General features: G+C 37.0%; 17 protein-coding genes and 1 tRNA gene. 1 reads left to right on the top strand and 17 read right to left on the bottom strand.

Features of this window, described 5'->3' with window-relative positions:
• Positions 1-344: 344 nt before the first annotated feature.
• The 17 genes from M0R38_08740 to M0R38_08660 all read right to left on the bottom strand — a co-directional run bounded on the left by M0R38_08740 (position 345) and on the right by M0R38_08660 (position 13089).
• A tRNA-Arg gene (locus M0R38_08740) sits at positions 345-418 on the bottom strand.
• Between the two features lie 66 nt (positions 419-484).
• On the bottom strand, positions 485-3061 hold the full coding sequence (locus M0R38_08735) for a PIG-L family deacetylase (protein ID MCK9481829.1): 2577 nt from the start codon (positions 3059-3061) through the stop codon (positions 485-487).
• Positions 3062-3139: 78 nt separating this feature from the next.
• Positions 3140-5005, bottom strand: coding sequence for an ABC-F family ATP-binding cassette domain-containing protein (locus tag M0R38_08730; GenBank protein ID MCK9481828.1), 1866 nt, complete (start codon positions 5003-5005; stop codon positions 3140-3142).
• A 50-nt stretch (positions 5006-5055) separates the two neighbouring features.
• Complete coding sequence (locus tag M0R38_08725; protein ID MCK9481827.1) at positions 5056-6345, bottom strand: BamA/TamA family outer membrane protein; 1290 nt, start codon at positions 6343-6345, stop codon at positions 5056-5058.
• A 107-nt stretch (positions 6346-6452) separates the two neighbouring features.
• Positions 6453-6950 (bottom strand): D-glycero-beta-D-manno-heptose 1-phosphate adenylyltransferase, encoded by a 498-nt coding sequence (rfaE2, locus tag M0R38_08720; GenBank protein MCK9481826.1) that lies wholly within the window; start codon positions 6948-6950, stop codon positions 6453-6455.
• A complete protein-coding gene (locus tag M0R38_08715; GenBank protein ID MCK9481825.1) occupies positions 6931-7953 on the bottom strand; it encodes a flippase-like domain-containing protein in 1023 nt (340 codons plus the stop codon). The genes rfaE2 and M0R38_08715 overlap by 20 nt, the downstream gene beginning before the upstream one ends.
• Positions 7954-8298, bottom strand: a complete 345-nt coding sequence (locus M0R38_08710; protein MCK9481824.1) for an aspartate 1-decarboxylase — start codon at positions 8296-8298, stop codon at positions 7954-7956.
• A 59-nt stretch (positions 8299-8357) separates the two neighbouring features.
• Positions 8358-8708, bottom strand: coding sequence for a DUF488 domain-containing protein (locus tag M0R38_08705; protein MCK9481823.1), 351 nt, complete (start codon positions 8706-8708; stop codon positions 8358-8360).
• Positions 8709-8722: 14 nt separating this feature from the next.
• Positions 8723-9442, bottom strand: coding sequence for an SDR family oxidoreductase (locus M0R38_08700; GenBank protein MCK9481822.1), 720 nt, complete (start codon positions 9440-9442; stop codon positions 8723-8725).
• On the bottom strand, positions 9442-9918 hold the full coding sequence (locus M0R38_08695) for a carboxymuconolactone decarboxylase family protein (GenBank protein ID MCK9481821.1): 477 nt from the start codon (positions 9916-9918) through the stop codon (positions 9442-9444). The genes M0R38_08700 and M0R38_08695 overlap by 1 nt, the downstream gene beginning before the upstream one ends.
• Positions 9919-9930: 12 nt before the next feature.
• On the bottom strand, positions 9931-10290 hold the full coding sequence (locus M0R38_08690; GenBank protein ID MCK9481820.1) for a carboxymuconolactone decarboxylase family protein: 360 nt from the start codon (positions 10288-10290) through the stop codon (positions 9931-9933).
• 8 nt (positions 10291-10298) lie between these two features.
• The gene (locus tag M0R38_08685) at positions 10299-10718 is read right to left on the bottom strand and encodes a DoxX family membrane protein (protein MCK9481819.1); all 420 of its coding nucleotides are present in this window, start codon (positions 10716-10718) and stop codon (positions 10299-10301) included.
• 51 nt (positions 10719-10769) lie between these two features.
• Complete coding sequence (locus tag M0R38_08680) at positions 10770-11195, bottom strand: OsmC family protein (GenBank protein MCK9481818.1); 426 nt, start codon at positions 11193-11195, stop codon at positions 10770-10772.
• Positions 11196-11333: 138 nt separating this feature from the next.
• Positions 11334-11831: an HAD-IIIA family hydrolase gene (locus M0R38_08675; protein MCK9481817.1), complete on the bottom strand. Its 498-nt coding sequence runs from the start codon at positions 11829-11831 to the stop codon at positions 11334-11336.
• 23 nt (positions 11832-11854) lie between these two features.
• A complete protein-coding gene (gene iscX, locus M0R38_08670) occupies positions 11855-12097 on the bottom strand; it encodes a Fe-S cluster assembly protein IscX (GenBank protein ID MCK9481816.1) in 243 nt (80 codons plus the stop codon).
• Positions 12098-12112: 15 nt separating this feature from the next.
• On the bottom strand, positions 12113-12442 hold the full coding sequence (locus M0R38_08665) for a 2Fe-2S iron-sulfur cluster-binding protein (GenBank protein ID MCK9481815.1): 330 nt from the start codon (positions 12440-12442) through the stop codon (positions 12113-12115).
• 110 nt (positions 12443-12552) lie between these two features.
• Positions 12553-13089: a hypothetical protein gene (locus M0R38_08660; protein MCK9481814.1), complete on the bottom strand. Its 537-nt coding sequence runs from the start codon at positions 13087-13089 to the stop codon at positions 12553-12555.
• A 668-nt stretch (positions 13090-13757) separates the two neighbouring features.
• Between M0R38_08660 and M0R38_08655 the strand changes: the two genes are divergently transcribed.
• Positions 13758-16643, top strand: a complete 2886-nt coding sequence (locus tag M0R38_08655; GenBank protein ID MCK9481813.1) for an insulinase family protein — start codon at positions 13758-13760, stop codon at positions 16641-16643.
• Positions 16644-16650 lie beyond the last annotated feature (7 nt).

Below are 16650 nucleotides of genomic sequence, written 5' to 3'. Positions count from 1 at the left end.
CAAGGTAGATTCCTACGAACGGTTAAAAGAATCATACGAAAAAGAACTGATGATATTGGAAGTCAGGAAAGCGGAGTTTGCGGATACAAACGAAGATGTGCTTTCGCAAATGCAGTTTGCCTTTCGGGTAATGGAAAACCTGAAAAGGCTATGGCTGAAATTGGATTTAGAGGGCAAGCAAATATTTTTGAGTTCAATCTTTCCTGAAAAACTGCTTTTTGAGAAAGAGCAGTATCGAACACCTGACGGAAATTCGGTTATTTCTGCTTTCTTCCGGATTACCAATGAGTTACAAACCGACAAAACAAAAAAAGCCGCCATTTCTGACGACTTGTCTTGCAGGGCGCACCCATCAGGACTCGAACCTGAAACCTACTGCTTAGAAGGCAGTTGCTCTATCCTGTTGAGCTATGGGTGCGGATAGCCGTTTCGGGGGTGCAAATATAACATTTTGGTTTTTAGAAAAAACTCAATTTTATTTTTTCTATGGATTATAAATTAAATTAGTCATCAACCTAAATGCACCCATGTTTCCTGCGGGAAGTTCCCTGAAAAATACTAGCCCTGTATATAGATAGCTGCCTTTGCCATAGTCGGTATATATTAAGCCGCCATCATTTGCTTCTTCATTTGGATCTGCAATTGATAACAATGAAATATATCTGCTATCTCTTTTTCCTGCAAAGTAGATTCCACGCTCTTGTACCCAATTGTCAAAGTCAGAAGGTATGATATGAAAGGGAGCATGCATTAGCTTATGTCCTGATTCTAAAAAGGTAACTTTTGCAGTTTCGTCTGTTATTCTTTTGGCTGTAATTGTGAGTGGATAAGGAGCTATGTCGAAGTTTAAAGGCGCAATACGATTGTTTGTATTGTATTGTACAAGCAGTCTGCCACCGTTCTGTACAAATGACAACAGATTTGGCATTTGTGCTTTCAATTCAGGGCGGACATTGAATGCCCTGACCCCGGTTATTATAGTGCGGAACATTCCTAATATTGCCGGATTATTAAGGTCGTTGTTGCTTATTTCTTGAATATCAATACCAATTTCTCTTAGGCATTCCATCACTTTGTCACCGGCTCCCGGTATATAGCCAACCTTCCCAATTTTTTGTGACATTTCTGTGCTTACAAGAGAAAGCACAAGTTCTGTTTTTGCTTTTGAAAAAAGAATTTGATTTGGAATATGGGGGTATCGAATTTGTTTCTCTGCAAAGTCAAGTTGTTGCCCTGTAGGTAAAATAATATAATAGGATAGTGGGGCGGTATAACTTCCTTTGTTTCGAATATTCTCCGGATTAGTAAAAAGTTTTAGCCTGATTTCGATGTTTTTTTCACTTCCGACAGTACCTAAATCTAATTTGAAATCTTCGGGAGAGTTAAGCAGTTGCCAGTCTTCCGGTACTTCAACAAAAAAATTACCTTTAAAATTCTCTTGGTAGCATTTTACTTTGACATGAATAATCTTCTCAACTACCTGTGGGGTTGTTTCAGATAGCTGAAAGAAAGTGCGTTCGTTTTCAGGAAGAATAACTGCTGGAGGAACTATGAAAACAGGTTGATAAACCTCTCCTTTAGATGGGTCATTATATTTGAATCGTAGGTTTGGGTTTATTGAGATGAAAATATTGGGGTTACTTATGTTGAGTTCTATCTCTGCTTTGAAAAGCGTAGGGTTCTCAGCTTTGCCAAGTAAAGCAAGTCCAGGATCTGCAAACAGCCCTTTGCTTCTCTGATTTTTTAACCAATAAGGTTGTGAGATATCATAATCTAAGTATTCCGGGATTTGAAAAGAAAATGTAGTGTCCCAGTATTGCGAACTAATTTGTTGAGTAAAATCAAAAGGAGCAAATTTTATTCTTACTTTAAATCCATTTACTTGAGGAATTCGGGAGATAAGTGAAAGTTTGACTTGAATGGTTTGACCCGGTACTAAAAATTGCTTGTCGGTAGTGAGTTCGCAATACACCCCGGCACATTGACCAATAATATTGTTGATTGCTTCAATCTTTTGATTTAACCAAAACAAGGAAGGAGATGTAAATTCATAGTTTTGTTCTATTTTACTACGCAATGCATAGAGAGCAGACAGGGATTTTGAAGGGTCTGTAAAATCAAATTTGTTTAGAATGTTGTTAACTTGTTGTGTAATGGTTTTGGCTTTTGAGGGGTTGGTTACTGCCATTGTCCAACCGGTATCAATTCCTTCCATAAAGGAGGATGAAGGTTTATTGCCTTCCCATGTTACAAAGTATTCATAAATTGGTTTGCGTTCTAACGCAGTGCCAAAGCCCTGACTACTGTGCTTTGAGCGACTTTTTGCAGAAATTTCACCATAACTATGTCTTAATATCGGATCGAAAGTTCCTACATTAATTTTAAACTGGTCTTCAGAAATTGTATTATTTGAGCCAAAGTTAAAAGTGTTCCAAAAAAGTTTTTTTGCTTGCCAAACAGAAACTTCACTTAGTTGCTCAGGAAACATATTGGGGTCAGCAGCCGCTTTGAATGCTTCTTTTGCCAATATTGCAGATGCAGTGTGATGGCCATGTCCACCTTCTCCGGTCTCGGGGAAACGGGTGATAATTACATCGGGTCTGAATTTGCGTATAACCCAAACTACATCACGCAGTACGGAGTCTTTATTCCAAAATGCAAAAGTCTCTGTTGGGTTTTTTGAATAACCAAAGTCATAAGCTCGGGTAAAGAATTGTTCTGCACCATCAATGCTACGAGCTTGCAAGAGTTCATTTGTTCGAATCACACCAAGTTCAACCCCTTGTTCTGCACCGATTAAGTTTTGACCGCCATCGCCTCTTGTCAGTGATAAATAACCGACACGATATAGTTTTCCTTTGGATAGATAACTAATCAATCTTGTATTTTCATCATCAGGATGTGCCGCTATATACAGTACAGAACCAAACTGATTCAGTTTTTGAATCTCTTTGTATATTTCACCTGAATTAAGTGTTTGTGCATGACTATTAAGTGAAGAAAGTAAAACAAGGCTAAAGGTTACAATTGTATAAAGAAGTCCTTTGGTTGAAATTTTCATGTTTGCGAAAGTGCAGCATACAATTGTGTTATCCAAAATATTTGGATAAATAAAGCAGGAATCAGAATAGACTGAGTGCTACTCTGACAACTCAAGCCATCGTATTTCCTTTGTGTCTATAAGATTCATAATTTCTGAGAGTCGTTGGCTGATTGTATGAAGTTCTTCGTGTGAAAGTGCAGGATTGGTTAATGTGTCAGTGAGCAATTGTTTTTCCTGTTCCAAATCCTCAAGTTCTTGGGGAATATTTTCTAACTCAACTTTTTCTTTATAACTGAGTTTTTTTTTATCGCCTTTATCACCGGTTTTTTGAACTTGTTTGGGTACGGATTTTTCCATCTTAGGTTCTGGTTGCACAGGTTCTTTCTGTAAGAAGTATTCTTTGTATTGACTGTAGTTGCCCGGATAGTCTTTGATGGTGCGGTTTTGTTCAAACACAAATAAATGGTCGCAGAGTTTGTCTAAGAAAAATCGGTCGTGAGAAATAATGATCAAACAGCCTGCAAAATTCTCTAAATAATCTTCCAATACGTTGAGTGTCAGAATGTCCAAGTCGTTTGTTGGTTCATCAAGGATGAGTACATTTGGTTTTTTTAGTAAAACAGTGAGAAGGTATAAACGTCTTTTTTCGCCTCCGCTCAACTGAGCAATGGGTGTGTAATGGGAATTCCTGGGGAATAAGAATCTTTCTAAGAGCTGAGCAGCATTTACCTGTTTGCCCTCAGGTAATTCAAAGTTCTCTGCTATTTCTTTTACCAATTCAATAATTCTTTGTCCCTCTTTGTATTGAAGCCCGTCTTGACCAAAATATCCAAACACAACTGTGTCTCCAATATCAACATGTCCTTGACTGGGTTTGAGTTGTTGGGTTAAAATTTTGACTAAAGTTGATTTCCCACTTCCATTGTTACCCAGAATTCCAACTCTTTCCCCCGGTAGAAACTTATAAGCAAAATTTAGAAATAACCATTCTTCATCATTGAATTGCATTCCGATGTTGTGTGCATTAATGACTTTGTTGCCCAATCGAATCATTTCTGACTTGAGGTGTAGCTGTCGTTCTGTAATTTTTTGATTTGCTTTTTTACTTAAATCTTCAAATGCATCTATTCGTGACTGTGATTTTGTTGTACGCGCTTTGGGCTGTTTGCGTATCCACTCTAATTCTCGACTATATAAATTTTTAGCTTTAGTAATATTGACCGCCAAATTTGCGTAGCGTTCTTCACGTTTTTCAAGAAAGTAATTGTAGTTACCTTTATATGTATATAGTTGACGATTATCTAATTCGAGAATTTCATTACATACTCTATCTAAAAAGAATCTATCGTGTGTAACCATAAACAGGGTGATATTGTTTGCAGACAGATAGTTTTCAAGCCATTCCACCATGTCAATGTCTAAGTGGTTGGTCGGCTCATCTAACAGTAACAAGTCAGGTTCTGACAACAGTATTTTTGCTAATGCCAATCTGCGTTTTTGTCCACCCGAAAGATTCTCTACTAATTGTTTTAATTGTCTTACTTTTAATTTAGCTAAGATTTGCTCCGCTTTTGCCTCAAAATCCCAAGCATCTAAATTATCCAATTGTTCAAAAGCATCATGAATCGCTTTAGTATCTCCCGATTCTAAACATTCTTGGTATTTACTCACAGCTCTTGCAATGGGAGAGTCTCCTTCGAAAACACTTTCAATAACTGTGCTACCGGGGTCGAAATGTGGTTCTTGTTCAAGCAGGGCAACCCTGATTCCATTTCGGACAATGACCTGTCCATTGTCCGGAGGCTCAAGTCCTGCTAGTATTCTCATTAGGGAGGATTTGCCGGTTCCATTGGGAGCTATGAATGCTATCTTGTCTCCGCGCTCTATGCCAAAACTGAGATTCTCAAACAATACCCTGTCTCCAAATCTGCGGCTTAGGTTTTCTACGGATAAATAGTTCATGCGGCAAAGATAGAGGAGAAAATAGTGTTTATAAAGTAGCGTGTGTCTGCTTATAAAGGGGCATAAAAACTTAAATAAAAACCATGTTCTTTAAGACCATTTTGTGTGAATTCTAAACGGAGCACACGGTCATAAAAGAAAATCAAGTCTATGCCTGCACCAAACCCATGCAGCAAGGTATTAGGCAGACGGTTGTTTGCATACACATAAGGACTATGCATAAACCCCAAGTCATAGAAAATACCTGCCATACATGAAAAAGAAACGGTACTGAAAGCGTGTGGTAAGGTGCGTGAGTAGTATTTTTTATTGTTTACCAAAGCGTACTTTAGGTTTGATCTCCAGAGAAAATAATCTTTACCGTCAACAACATAATATTCATATCCTCTCACAAAAGTGTTTGCATAACCTAAGGAAGGAGTATAAATATAGGGTGCTTTGTCTAATCGTGAAGTGGAAGTTGTGATTCCTGAATTAGCGTAAATGTTTTTTGCAATAGGTATGTAAATGTTTGCAATGGCTGTTAATTCGGTATTGAATCCGCTAAACCCCTTGTTGGGATTATATAAATCAAGTTCGGCAATTGTTTTTATGAAATAGCCTTTTAAAGGATATCCTCTGATGTCTCGTTTGTCATAAGTATATGAATAAGCAATATTGATTGTTTGTTGTTTGTTATGTCCGCCAAAGAGATAATTTGAGTTTACTTCTGCAGAGGCGACTGTGTCTGCTATTTGAACATCTAAAAAGCTGATTCCAATATTGTGTTTGTCAAAATACCCCTTTCTGTATGTTGTGTTAATTCCAAGAGATTTCCGTTTAATTAAAAAATTATTTTGGTCAGAAAAGAATACTAACTTGTCATTGTTGGGATATGCCCATACTTCTCTATTTGTTGAGAATACTCCCGCAGCACCAATTCCCCAATGTTTGTTTTTGTCTATGAAAGGCACTTCATAAGATAATCCGACTTGTTTTGTGTAGCCAAGATTAAGCAACAGTTTCAGTTTGTCTGCTTTGCCTGAGAAGTTATACCAATCCAAGCGTATGCCGTAATTGAGTCTTGAGAAGTCTTTGGTGAGCCACCATTGGTTGAAGTTTCGGTCTGCTATCTGCAAAATGGGGATGGGGTAAATGTACCAGTCTTCTTTTACTATCACATACACATTTTGATTAGAGTCATTGAAAACATCTACTGCATTAAACAAATCGGTGTTAAGCAGTTGATTTTCGCTTTTCTCAAAATGTGTAGAGAGAGCGTAAAAGGGGAGGTTGTCGCCTTTTTTGAAAGTCAGTTCTCTCAGAATAATGCTCTCATTCGTTTTTTTGTTCCCCAGCATAAAGATATTCTGAACAACAAAGACCGCGGATGAGTCAACTTTTGCCGGTTGGGCAGGCAAGAAAAGTGAATAGAATAGGAGCAATAAAAAGGTTGTGTAATGCAGTCTCACCTTTGGATATTTTCTCTGAGAATTTTTTGTTCTATTGCAGTAGTTGAATACCCTTCAATAAATGGAATGGTAATAACACTGCCGCCATTTTCTGTTACTTCCTTGTAACCCACAATGTCTTCCGGTTTGTAATCCGCACCTTTGACTAAAATATTGGGGAGTATGTTGCTGATCAGATGCAACGGAGTATCCTCATCAAAAATGATTACCATGTCAACAAAGTAAAGAGAAGCAATGGCAAGCGCTCGCCCTTGTTCGTCTTGTAAAGGTCTGGATGGGGATTTGCCTAATCTTCGTATAGAGTTGTCGGAATTGATGCCCAACACTAAGAAATCACCAAGCTGTCTGGCAGCAAATAAGTATTCTATATGTCCTCTGTGTAAAATGTCAAAGCAACCATTGGTGAAAATTATCTTTTTCCCGAATTTCTTTTGAACCTCAAGAATTCTTAAACCGTCTTCGAGCTTTACTATTTTATGATTGGGGTTGCGCATCGCTTTTGCTTTTCAGGATACTGAGATGAACCAATGCAAAAGTACCCAAAATTATGAAACCAATTACTTGAGTAAAAAACAGCAGACTGGCAAACAAGGTTGCATGTTCTAAGCTGTAACCATAGATTTCTATAAGTCCATTTTGTGTAGTCCAAATACTGCCAATGCCTCCGGGAGCAGGAACAATCACCCCTATTGTTGAAAAGAGGAGGACACTTAATCCTGTACTGATGCCTTCTGCTTCGGTAAAGCTGAATGCTTGTAAAATGCAAATCGTAGAACCTAAGTAAGTGAGCCAAATCCCAAAGGTTTGGAGGGTGAAAAGTATGGGTTGATTGAGTTGGAATACACTTTTGACTCCATCCAAAATTCCTGTAATAAAACGGAAGATTTTATTTTCCTTTTGATTGTTTGCTTTCTGTTTCTTTTTGAACAGAGCATAAAGTACAAATCCAATAAACGCTACCCCAATTATAATAGGGTAGAAAAGACTGAATTCGTAAAATGCTTTGAATTTGTCGGATAGAGGAATGAAAATATTATTGTTAGTAAATCCATACAGCAGTTCGAATTGCAACCAAAGAACTAAAGCGACAATAAAAGCTGTCATCAACAAATCAATGATTCGTTCGGTAACAACAGTGCCTATGAGTTTCTGAACGGGAATTTTGCACACATCACCCATGAGTGCGCAGCGAGAAATTTCACCGGCACGTGGGATTGCAAGGTTGATAAAATAACCCGCTAACACAGACAAGAAACCGGGATAAGTTTTTGCAGAATTATAGCCAATAGATCTTAGCATGATAGTCCATCTGGCAGCCCTAATCCAATGCCCCAATGCTCCCACAACCATTGCTAACAGTATCCAAGATAACTTAGCCTCAGAAACGCCTTGTAAAAACTTGTTCCAATCAATGTTCCTAAAAACCAAGAACAAAACAATCACTCCAATCAGAGCAAAGAATACTATTCTGAGGAGTTTTTTTGTTTTCGAAGTCACCTAAATTTTATTAAAATCGTTTGGGAAAACAACTGTAGGCTTGTGTCTTCTAGCTTCTTCAAATTCCATCAGCGCAAATGATATAATAATCACGGTGTCTCCAACGATGCCTTTTCTGGCAGCCGCACCATTAATTCCTATCACTCCACTGCCTCTTTCACCTTTGATAATGTAGGTTTCAAAACGTTCACCATTATTGTTGTTGACTACAAGTACTTTCTCGTTCTCAATCATGTTTGCTGCATCCAGCAAATCTTCATCAATAGTGATGCTGCCGATATAGTTCAATTCGGTCTCAGTAACTTTTGCACCGTGTATTTTTGACTTTAATACCTGTATCTGCATAAAGGGTTGCAAAGGTAGGCTATTTTTCAAATATCTATAAGAAATTAGCTGCAATGCACCTACTCTTGCGCTATGAGTTCTTTCAGCACTATGGCTTGGTTGTGTTTTTCGTCTTTGGCACTATACACCAAGCAAATCTGTTCTTGATTTGCCATGGAAGAAATGCGGTTTAGTGTTTGTGTTTGCGCTTTTAGTTCGTCAATATATTTTGTTTTGAATTCAGGGAACAGTGTAGGTTCGTGATGGAACCATTTTCTAAGTTCTGTACTTGGAGCTAATTCTTTGAGCCATTCTTTAATTTCTGCTTTTTCTTTACTGATGCCTCTGGGCCATAAGCGGTCAACAAGAATTCGATAGCCGTCTTGAGCAGTTGGTTCTTCATAAACTCGTTTAATAATGATTTTTTTCATAACTGATTACTGCCTTATATTTGCTTAGGCTCCTTTGGATTTAAAGGTCTAAGTGTCAATTCGTTTATCAGCAAGTTGTCCGGTGTTTCTAAAACATGGATAATAGTGTCTGCTACATCTGCAGGATGGAGCATGTTTTCATGTGGGTTTATCCCTGAGCTTTGAAAGAAACCTGTTTCAATTGAGCCCGGGTTGATACAGGTTACTTTGATTTTGTATAGACGTAATTCCTTATACAGTGCATCACTAAACCCGCTCACCCCGTATTTTGTAGTACAATAAGCTGTTCCTTCTTCTCTGCCCATTGTGCCTAAAATGGAGCCAATATTTACTATGTGTGTAACGTTTTTGTTTGATTTTAACAAAGGTACTATTTGTGAGGTGATGAAATACATTCCATTGAGATTAGTGTTTATCATGTTTAACCAATCATCACTTTGCATAGTATCAATTTTAGCAAATCCGCCTATGCCGGCATTGTTTACAAGAATGTCGGGAGCATGAGTGTTTGACAAGGTGTTTTTTACCCAAGAGGTAATTGCTTCTTGGTCAGTTATATCAAGTTGAACAGGAGTAAATTTGTCGCCCAATTTTGTGTGAATGCGTTTCAGTGCGTCTTGATTGCGTGCGATTCCAAATACAGAAGCGCCCTTGTTTATCAGTGCTTCTGCAATAGAAGCCCCCAAGCCACTACCGGCACCTGTAACGACTGCTACTTTATTCGTTAAATTCATTATTTTTTGTTGGAACTGCTGTGACTGCCGGGTTTATAGGTGCCTGCCTCTGTCTTAAAGCTGATAGCTAATCTATTCCAACCATTGATTGCGATGATTGCCATTGTTAATGCTACCATCTCTTGATCTGTAAAATATTTTTTTACTGAGTTGTACAGTTCATCAGAAATGTGGTTTTGGGCTATCAATGTTACTACTTCAGTCCATTCCAATGCTGCACGTTCTCTTTCAGTATAAAACGAAGTTTCGCGCCAAGCCGGAAGGCAATATAATCGTTGTTCAGTTTCGCCTGCATGTCTTGCATCTTTTGTATGCATGTCTAAACAATAAGCACAACCGTTGATTTGCGAAGCTCTTGTTTTCACTAATTCATATAAACTACGTTCTATACCTGCTTGAGATGCATATTCTTCTAAGCCTAACATGGCTTTCATTGCTTTAGGGTCTGCTGCCCCGTAATTTAGTCTGTACATGATTTATTTTATTGATTAGCTTTGATGTTCATTGTTTTTTTCTGCCCTTTCCATTGCATCCATTGCAATCGTTGCATGAGCATAAGCAGCTCCTGCACGCATTTCAGATGCTACCCATATTGCTTCCATAATTTCTTGTTTGCTGGCTCCTTTGTGCATTGCCATTGGAACATGTGCTTTAATGCAATAAGGGCATTGGGTTACGTGTGCAACCGCAACTGCTATGAGTTGTTTCGTTTTTTCATCCAAAACGCCTTCTTTAAAGACTGTTCTGCTGAAGGTGCGCCATGCTTCAATTTGTTTTGGTGCTAATTCTGCCTTTTGTCTATTATTTTCCGCTGAGGAAGGTGGGTAAAAATCATTGTTTTCGTTCATGGTGATTGTTATTTAAATTCTAAAAATTTTACTTTAAATGTACTTAGTGCAAATGCCGCAGCCGATGCGCTATATACTGAATATGCAAATACAGTTGGAAGTCCCACTGTCAGGCTCATAAAAATGGCAAACAATAGAAGTAACACACCGCTCAAGCGTGCTGCCTGGTTGGTTTTCCATCCAATGAGTAAACATATCCCAAATACAATTTCACATATAGTTGCAATGATTGCTAAAGTCAGTACAAGCCAGTGAGGAAACCATGGCATTAATTTAGAAGTATAAGCAACAAAGTTGTTCCAATTTCCCCAAAAGACTGTGTTAGGATTGAGTATGCCTATTATGTCATTCAGTCTGTCTATAGAAGCATAGAGAAAACCTGCTGCTAAGGCTAAGCGTAGAAATAGTTTGATAATTTTTATTTCCATATTTATTAAAAAAAATGACTGCACTTTTGGTGCAGTCATTGTGAGTGATAGTTACTGTGCACTTGCCAATGAGGCATCTAATGTGATGGTGCAATTCAGCACTTTGCTGATTGGACATGCTTCTTTAGCATGGTTTGCAATCTCTAAGAATTTAGCATTTGAAATGTTAGGAATTCTTGCATGCAAAGTAAGATGTGAAGCAGTTATCTCAAGTTTGTCAGGATTCATTGTGAGTTCACATTTTGCTTCAAGTGATTCAGGGGTATAACCTTCTTTACCTAAAAGTAGACTGGTTGCCATTGCAAAACATCCTGCATGTGATGCTGCTAAAAGTTCATCAGGGTTGGTCCCTGCTCCATTTTCAAAACGTGATTTGAATGAATACTGAGTATTTTCTAATACTTTGCTACGGGTTGTAATTTGTCCGTTGCCTTCTTTAACTGTGCCTTTCCAAACGGCATTTGCTATGTGTTTAATCATGATAATATTGTTTTTAAGTGTTCTTAATTGGTTTCAAAGTTACTATTTATAATGATTACAAATAAAATATTCTATGAGCTGGGGTTTTACTGTTTTAAAAAAAGAGGAAGTGTGCAATATACTAAGCACATCGGGCTAAAGCCACTTTTTTTGAACCTTTAATGTTTTTTCAATGACATCTCTTACACATTCGTGTCCACCGGTATTGGGTGAAATATAGCTACTTACTTCTTTTACTTCTGCTACTGCATCTGCCGGACAACAGGGAACACCACATTTCTTGAGAATCTCTATGTCAGGAATATCATCTCCCATATATAATACTTCCCCGGGAGTGAGTTCATATTCTTCAATCAGTTTATCAAAAATCTCAATTTTATTGCGAATCCCCAAATAAACCTCTTTTATGCCAAGGTAGTTCAAACGCTCCTTCACGCCTTGAGAGTTTCCTCCACTAATAACTGCAATAATATATCCTGATTCTAAGGCTTTTCTGAGTGCATAGCCGTCTTTGATAGACATGTTGCGCAACTGTGCCCCTTCTTCAGTTATGATGATGCTGCCATCTGATAGTACTCCATCTACATCAAAAATGAAGCATTTGATTTTCTTAAGATTCTCTAGAATTAACATATTTTGCAGTGTCAAAGAATAAATTATTGGTTGTCTCGCCATTCATATACCCATTGGGATTGAATCATCTCTAAGTGTCCTTCGTTACATTCTTCACGTTTTCCATGAAAATTTGGGAGAGATAAAACCCATTCAATGAGGTCAGTAAATCTAATACGATAGATTTTACTTTCATCAAATTCATCACCGAATTTTTCATATAATGCCATCGCAATATCTTCGTGATCTTGCCAATGAATGGGTGGTTCAAATGTTTTATGTTCCATATTTTATTTCTTGTTTTAACTACCAATGATTCCCGACTGGTCAGGAATGGTTACCACTAAATGTGCATCTCCGTTTTCCAATACGCATTGACATGCAAGTCGCGAATTTATACGAGGATTGCGTGCTCTGTCAACAAAATCTTCTTCGTCATCGCTCATTTCTTGGACATGATCTTCTCCTTCTTCAAAATAAATGTGACACGTTGAACAAGCACATACCCCACCACAATTGTGGTTTAAATGAATATCATTGTCTAATGCTACTTCAAGTACACTTTCACCTTCTTCAATATCATGAGTTTCTTCAGGTGTACCATCCTCAAATTTATAAGTTACTTTTCCCATTGTATTTGTTCTATTGCGCGGCAAAGTTAATCAATATAATTACTCTTACGCTCCTTATTTAGAATGTTTATAAATAAAAGAGAGGTTGAAATAATATACAGATGATTAAATTAAGAATCTAATTTGCCATCTATTTCCTTTTTTCTGTCTTGTTTTTCTTCTAATAATTCAGTGGTAGATTTAAACCATTCAGCAGTTTTAGCGGTGGAATAACCAAAAGGCGATATTTCCTTGACAAACTTTTCCATCAGTTTTTTTGAGCTGTCTTCACTGCCGGTACATAAGGTGGTTTGAATGGCAACTTGTGAAGAAAGCTTTGAAAAGACGTAGGCACTTTCATAATTCTTCTTTTCTAATTCCACTAACTCTTCTTTATCAAATTTTTCTTCTAACAGTTTTGTATATGGTTTCACTATGCAGGCACATACGTCTTGCGTGTTTTCATTCATGCAGAATTTTTTGTTAAGATTATCTCTTGCAAAAATATTTTTGCTGAAAGGGGGCAGGTTAAAAAGATATAATGCCAATAATATTGCAGGAATAAAGAGTATTAAACCGATGATTTTGAAAATGAATTTGTGAGCATATCGGAGCATCAAAAAGGCAGAAATGATAATTACTGCCAGTATTATTACAGTTGTGGACATGGATGCAAAGTTGAAATTCTAATGAAATCTGTTGGTGAATTTTTATTCACATAGTTTAAAGTAATGCTTATGCAAAAGATGACAATGGCTTGATACAGTGAAATGCATACGATTAGGAATAGCCGCAAACTGTCTGAAAACTTTATCGTTTGTTAACCATTTGATTGTTATTAATATTCCTTTTTTAAATCAGTTTGTCTGTTTGGGTTGCTATATTTACAACCTCCGCAGAATCTTCAATATTTGAGTCGCAAACCTGCTCAAAAAGTTTCTTAAAGAACTTGACTTTGTTTTGCGCTCCCCACAAGCTATTTAAAGACGTTTTACAGCATCTTATTTTTCATGTTAGGAAAATATATGTTAAAAAAGCTTCTTTAAAGTTGCTTAGAATTGAACTAGATGCGTAGTTTAACTGTGGAAATTGAACTAAGGGAGTTATGAGACGGACTGATGATACAAAATCTTGTTAAATGATAATTGGTGAAGATGAGTGTAATCTGTGATGTGTTAATACAGGGAAAAGGTATTTGATGAAAAACAATCCTTAAGGAACTCATTCTGAATGAAGTGAATTTTTATATTAGACAACAAGTGCAAGAATTTAATCGAAGCTTTTGAACAATAGCAATTCAATGCCTATTTTTGACCCGAATTTTACAAATCAAATTATGAAGCAATTTTTTAAGCTGTTTACTTTGTTAAGTCTGATTATTATTCCTTTGTCAGGCTTCTCTCAAGCATTAGGTACAACTAAATTAATTGAGAAGGTTGAGCCTCAAAAAGGAAAATACATTATCCCTTATAGCAAGTATGAATTAGCCAATGGGTTGACCGTGTTTGTAGTAGAAGACAATTCGTCTCCCGTGGTTCATGTTGAAGTTACTTACAAAGTTGGTTCAAATAGAGAATTACCTGGTCGTTCCGGATTTGCACACTTTTTTGAACACATGATGTTTCAAGGTTCTGAACATGTTGGAGATGAGGAACACTTTAAAATTGTGCAAGAAGCAGGTGGAGAAATGAATGGAACTACCAATAGAGACAGAACAAATTACTTTGAGACTGTTCCTAGCAACATGTTAGAAACGATGCTTTGGTTAGAATCTGATAGAATGGGCTTCTTGCCAAATGCTTTTACGGTAGATAAGTTTGAGGTACAAAGAAAAACTGTGAAAAACGAAAAGTCACAACGTTATGATGTGCCTTACGGTTTTGTAGATGAAGTGAAAGATCAATTGTTATACCCATCCGGTCACCCATATTCATGGCCCACAATTGGTTTTACTGATGATTTAGACAGAGCTACAAAAGAGGATTTGAATAACTTTTTCTTGCGTTATTATGGACCAAACAATGCTATTTTGGTGGTGTCTGGCGATGTAGTTACAGAAGATGTAGTCAAAATGGTTGAGAAATATTTTGGCTCAATTCCCAAAGGACCTGAAGTGAGCAGACTCGTGCCTAAACCTGTTAGACTGCCGGAAAGTGATTATAAAACATATAAAGACAATATTTATTTGCCTTTGACACTTTTTGTTTACCCTACAGTTCCTGCTTATCACAAAGATGAGCCGGCATTGGATATTCTTTCTCAATTGATGGCAGGAGGCAGAAACTCTGTTTTCTATAAGAATTTTGTTAAGCCTGAAAAAGCAGTACAAGTAGATGTAGAGCATCCAACTTTTGAGTTATCAGGTGAATTTACTATACAAGCTGTGGCATACCCTGGTATTTCACCACTTGAAACCCGTGAATTAATTTTAAAAACGATTGAGGATTTTGAAAAAGAAGGCTTTACCGAAGAAGATCTAGAAAGAGTTAAGGAAAGTTTTATCACAAACATGTATGGATATCTTGAGACGAATGCAGGTAAGGCAGGCTTACTTACTTCTTATGAAATGGCTATGCCCGGCAAAGGCTTCAATCTTGATCAAGATATTGAAAGATATAGAAAAGTAACAAAAGCAGATGTGCTGAGAGTGTTTTTGCGCTATGTAAAGAATAAAAACTATGCATGTATCACTGTTGAACGTGACCCTATGTATGACCAACCGGGAGCTAAGAAAAAACCATTCGAAAGTTTCAACCCTTATAGTGAAGCAAAACCTGATTACTCAGAGTTTGAAGGATTAGAGTATCACAGACCTGTTGATAATTTTGATAGAAGTAAAAGACCTGTTCCTCCTCCTGCAAAGATTGTTCAAACCCCTGATTTCTTCAGATTCACAACTAAGAACTCTGTCGAAGTTATTGGCACACAAAGCAATAAAACTCCTAAGGTAATGTTTATGATTAATTTTGAAGGAGGTCAGTTACTTGAAGATGGTAAGAAATTTCCTTATGGAACAGCCTATTTTACTGCTCAGATGATGAATGAAAGTACAAAGAAATTCCCAGCTGCTGAATTAGAAAGTGCATTAGAGAGGTTGGGTAGCAGTATCTCATTCTCAGGTGGTAGTACCGGAATTTCTTGCTTTGTAAGTTGCTATAAAGATAAAATTAATGAAACGATGGCACTCTTGGAGGAGATGATGTTTGGTCCTAATTTTGAGCGTGAAGACTATGATTTACTTCGTAAACGTTTGGGCGAAAGTATTGCCAATATGCGTTTGAATTCAGGTGTGGTTGCTTCTAAGGCGTTTAGCCGATTGATTTATAATGATAACAACCCGCTTGGTAAAGTTGCTTCAGGTAATTACAATGAATTCATGAAAATTAAATTGGAAGATATTGTGAGGTATTACCAAAGTTTTATAACGCCACAATTTACTAAAATAGTGGTAGTAGGAGAGGTTAGTCAAGACGAAGTGAAGAATGCACTGAGTTTTATGGATAAATGGGAGAGAAAGGAAGTTACATTCCCCGTAATTGCTAAGTTCCCTGAATATCAAACTACTCAAGCATTTATAATCAATAAGGACTTTGCTTCTCAGTCTTTCTTAATTATGGGTAATAGGGCAATGAAATATGACACTTATGGCGATTTCTTTAAAGCCAATGTGATGAATTTTATTCTGGGTGGTAATTTTAATTCAAGATTGAACTTGTCTATAAGAGAAGATCATGGTTGGACCTACGGAATTCGTTCAGGTTTCAGTGCGCCATATAAAAACTACCCGGGTTATTATGTCGTGAGTGCCAGTGTAAAAGCAGAAGCAACAGATAGTGCCATTGTAGAGATTCTGAATATTATCAAGAAATATAAAGAAGAAGGCATTACTGATGAGGAACTTGCATTCACAAAGAGTGCATTGATTTCCAGTGATGCATTGGATTATGAATCTTCTTTTGGCAAAGCTTCATTCTTATTTGGTATTGTAAATAGAAATTTAGATGCCGATTATAAAAAGAAGCAAGCAGAAATAATTAATTCACTGACTAAAGAAGATATCAATAATTTTGCGAAGCAATATTTGACTCCTGACAATATGCTGATTGTTGCAGTAGGTACCGAATCCTTAATCAAACCAAAGATTGAAGCTCTTGGGTTTGGAAAGGTTCAAATACTGAATAACAACGCAGAAGGTAAGGTCAAAATTTATAAGAAAAAATAATTGAAAA

This window comes from Bacteroidia bacterium, assembly GCA_023228875.1.
GTDB lineage: Bacteria > Bacteroidota > Bacteroidia > NS11-12g > UBA955 > JALOAG01.
Note: the sequence above shows the minus strand (reverse complement) of the source record. Positions and strands in the feature narration are given on the sequence as shown.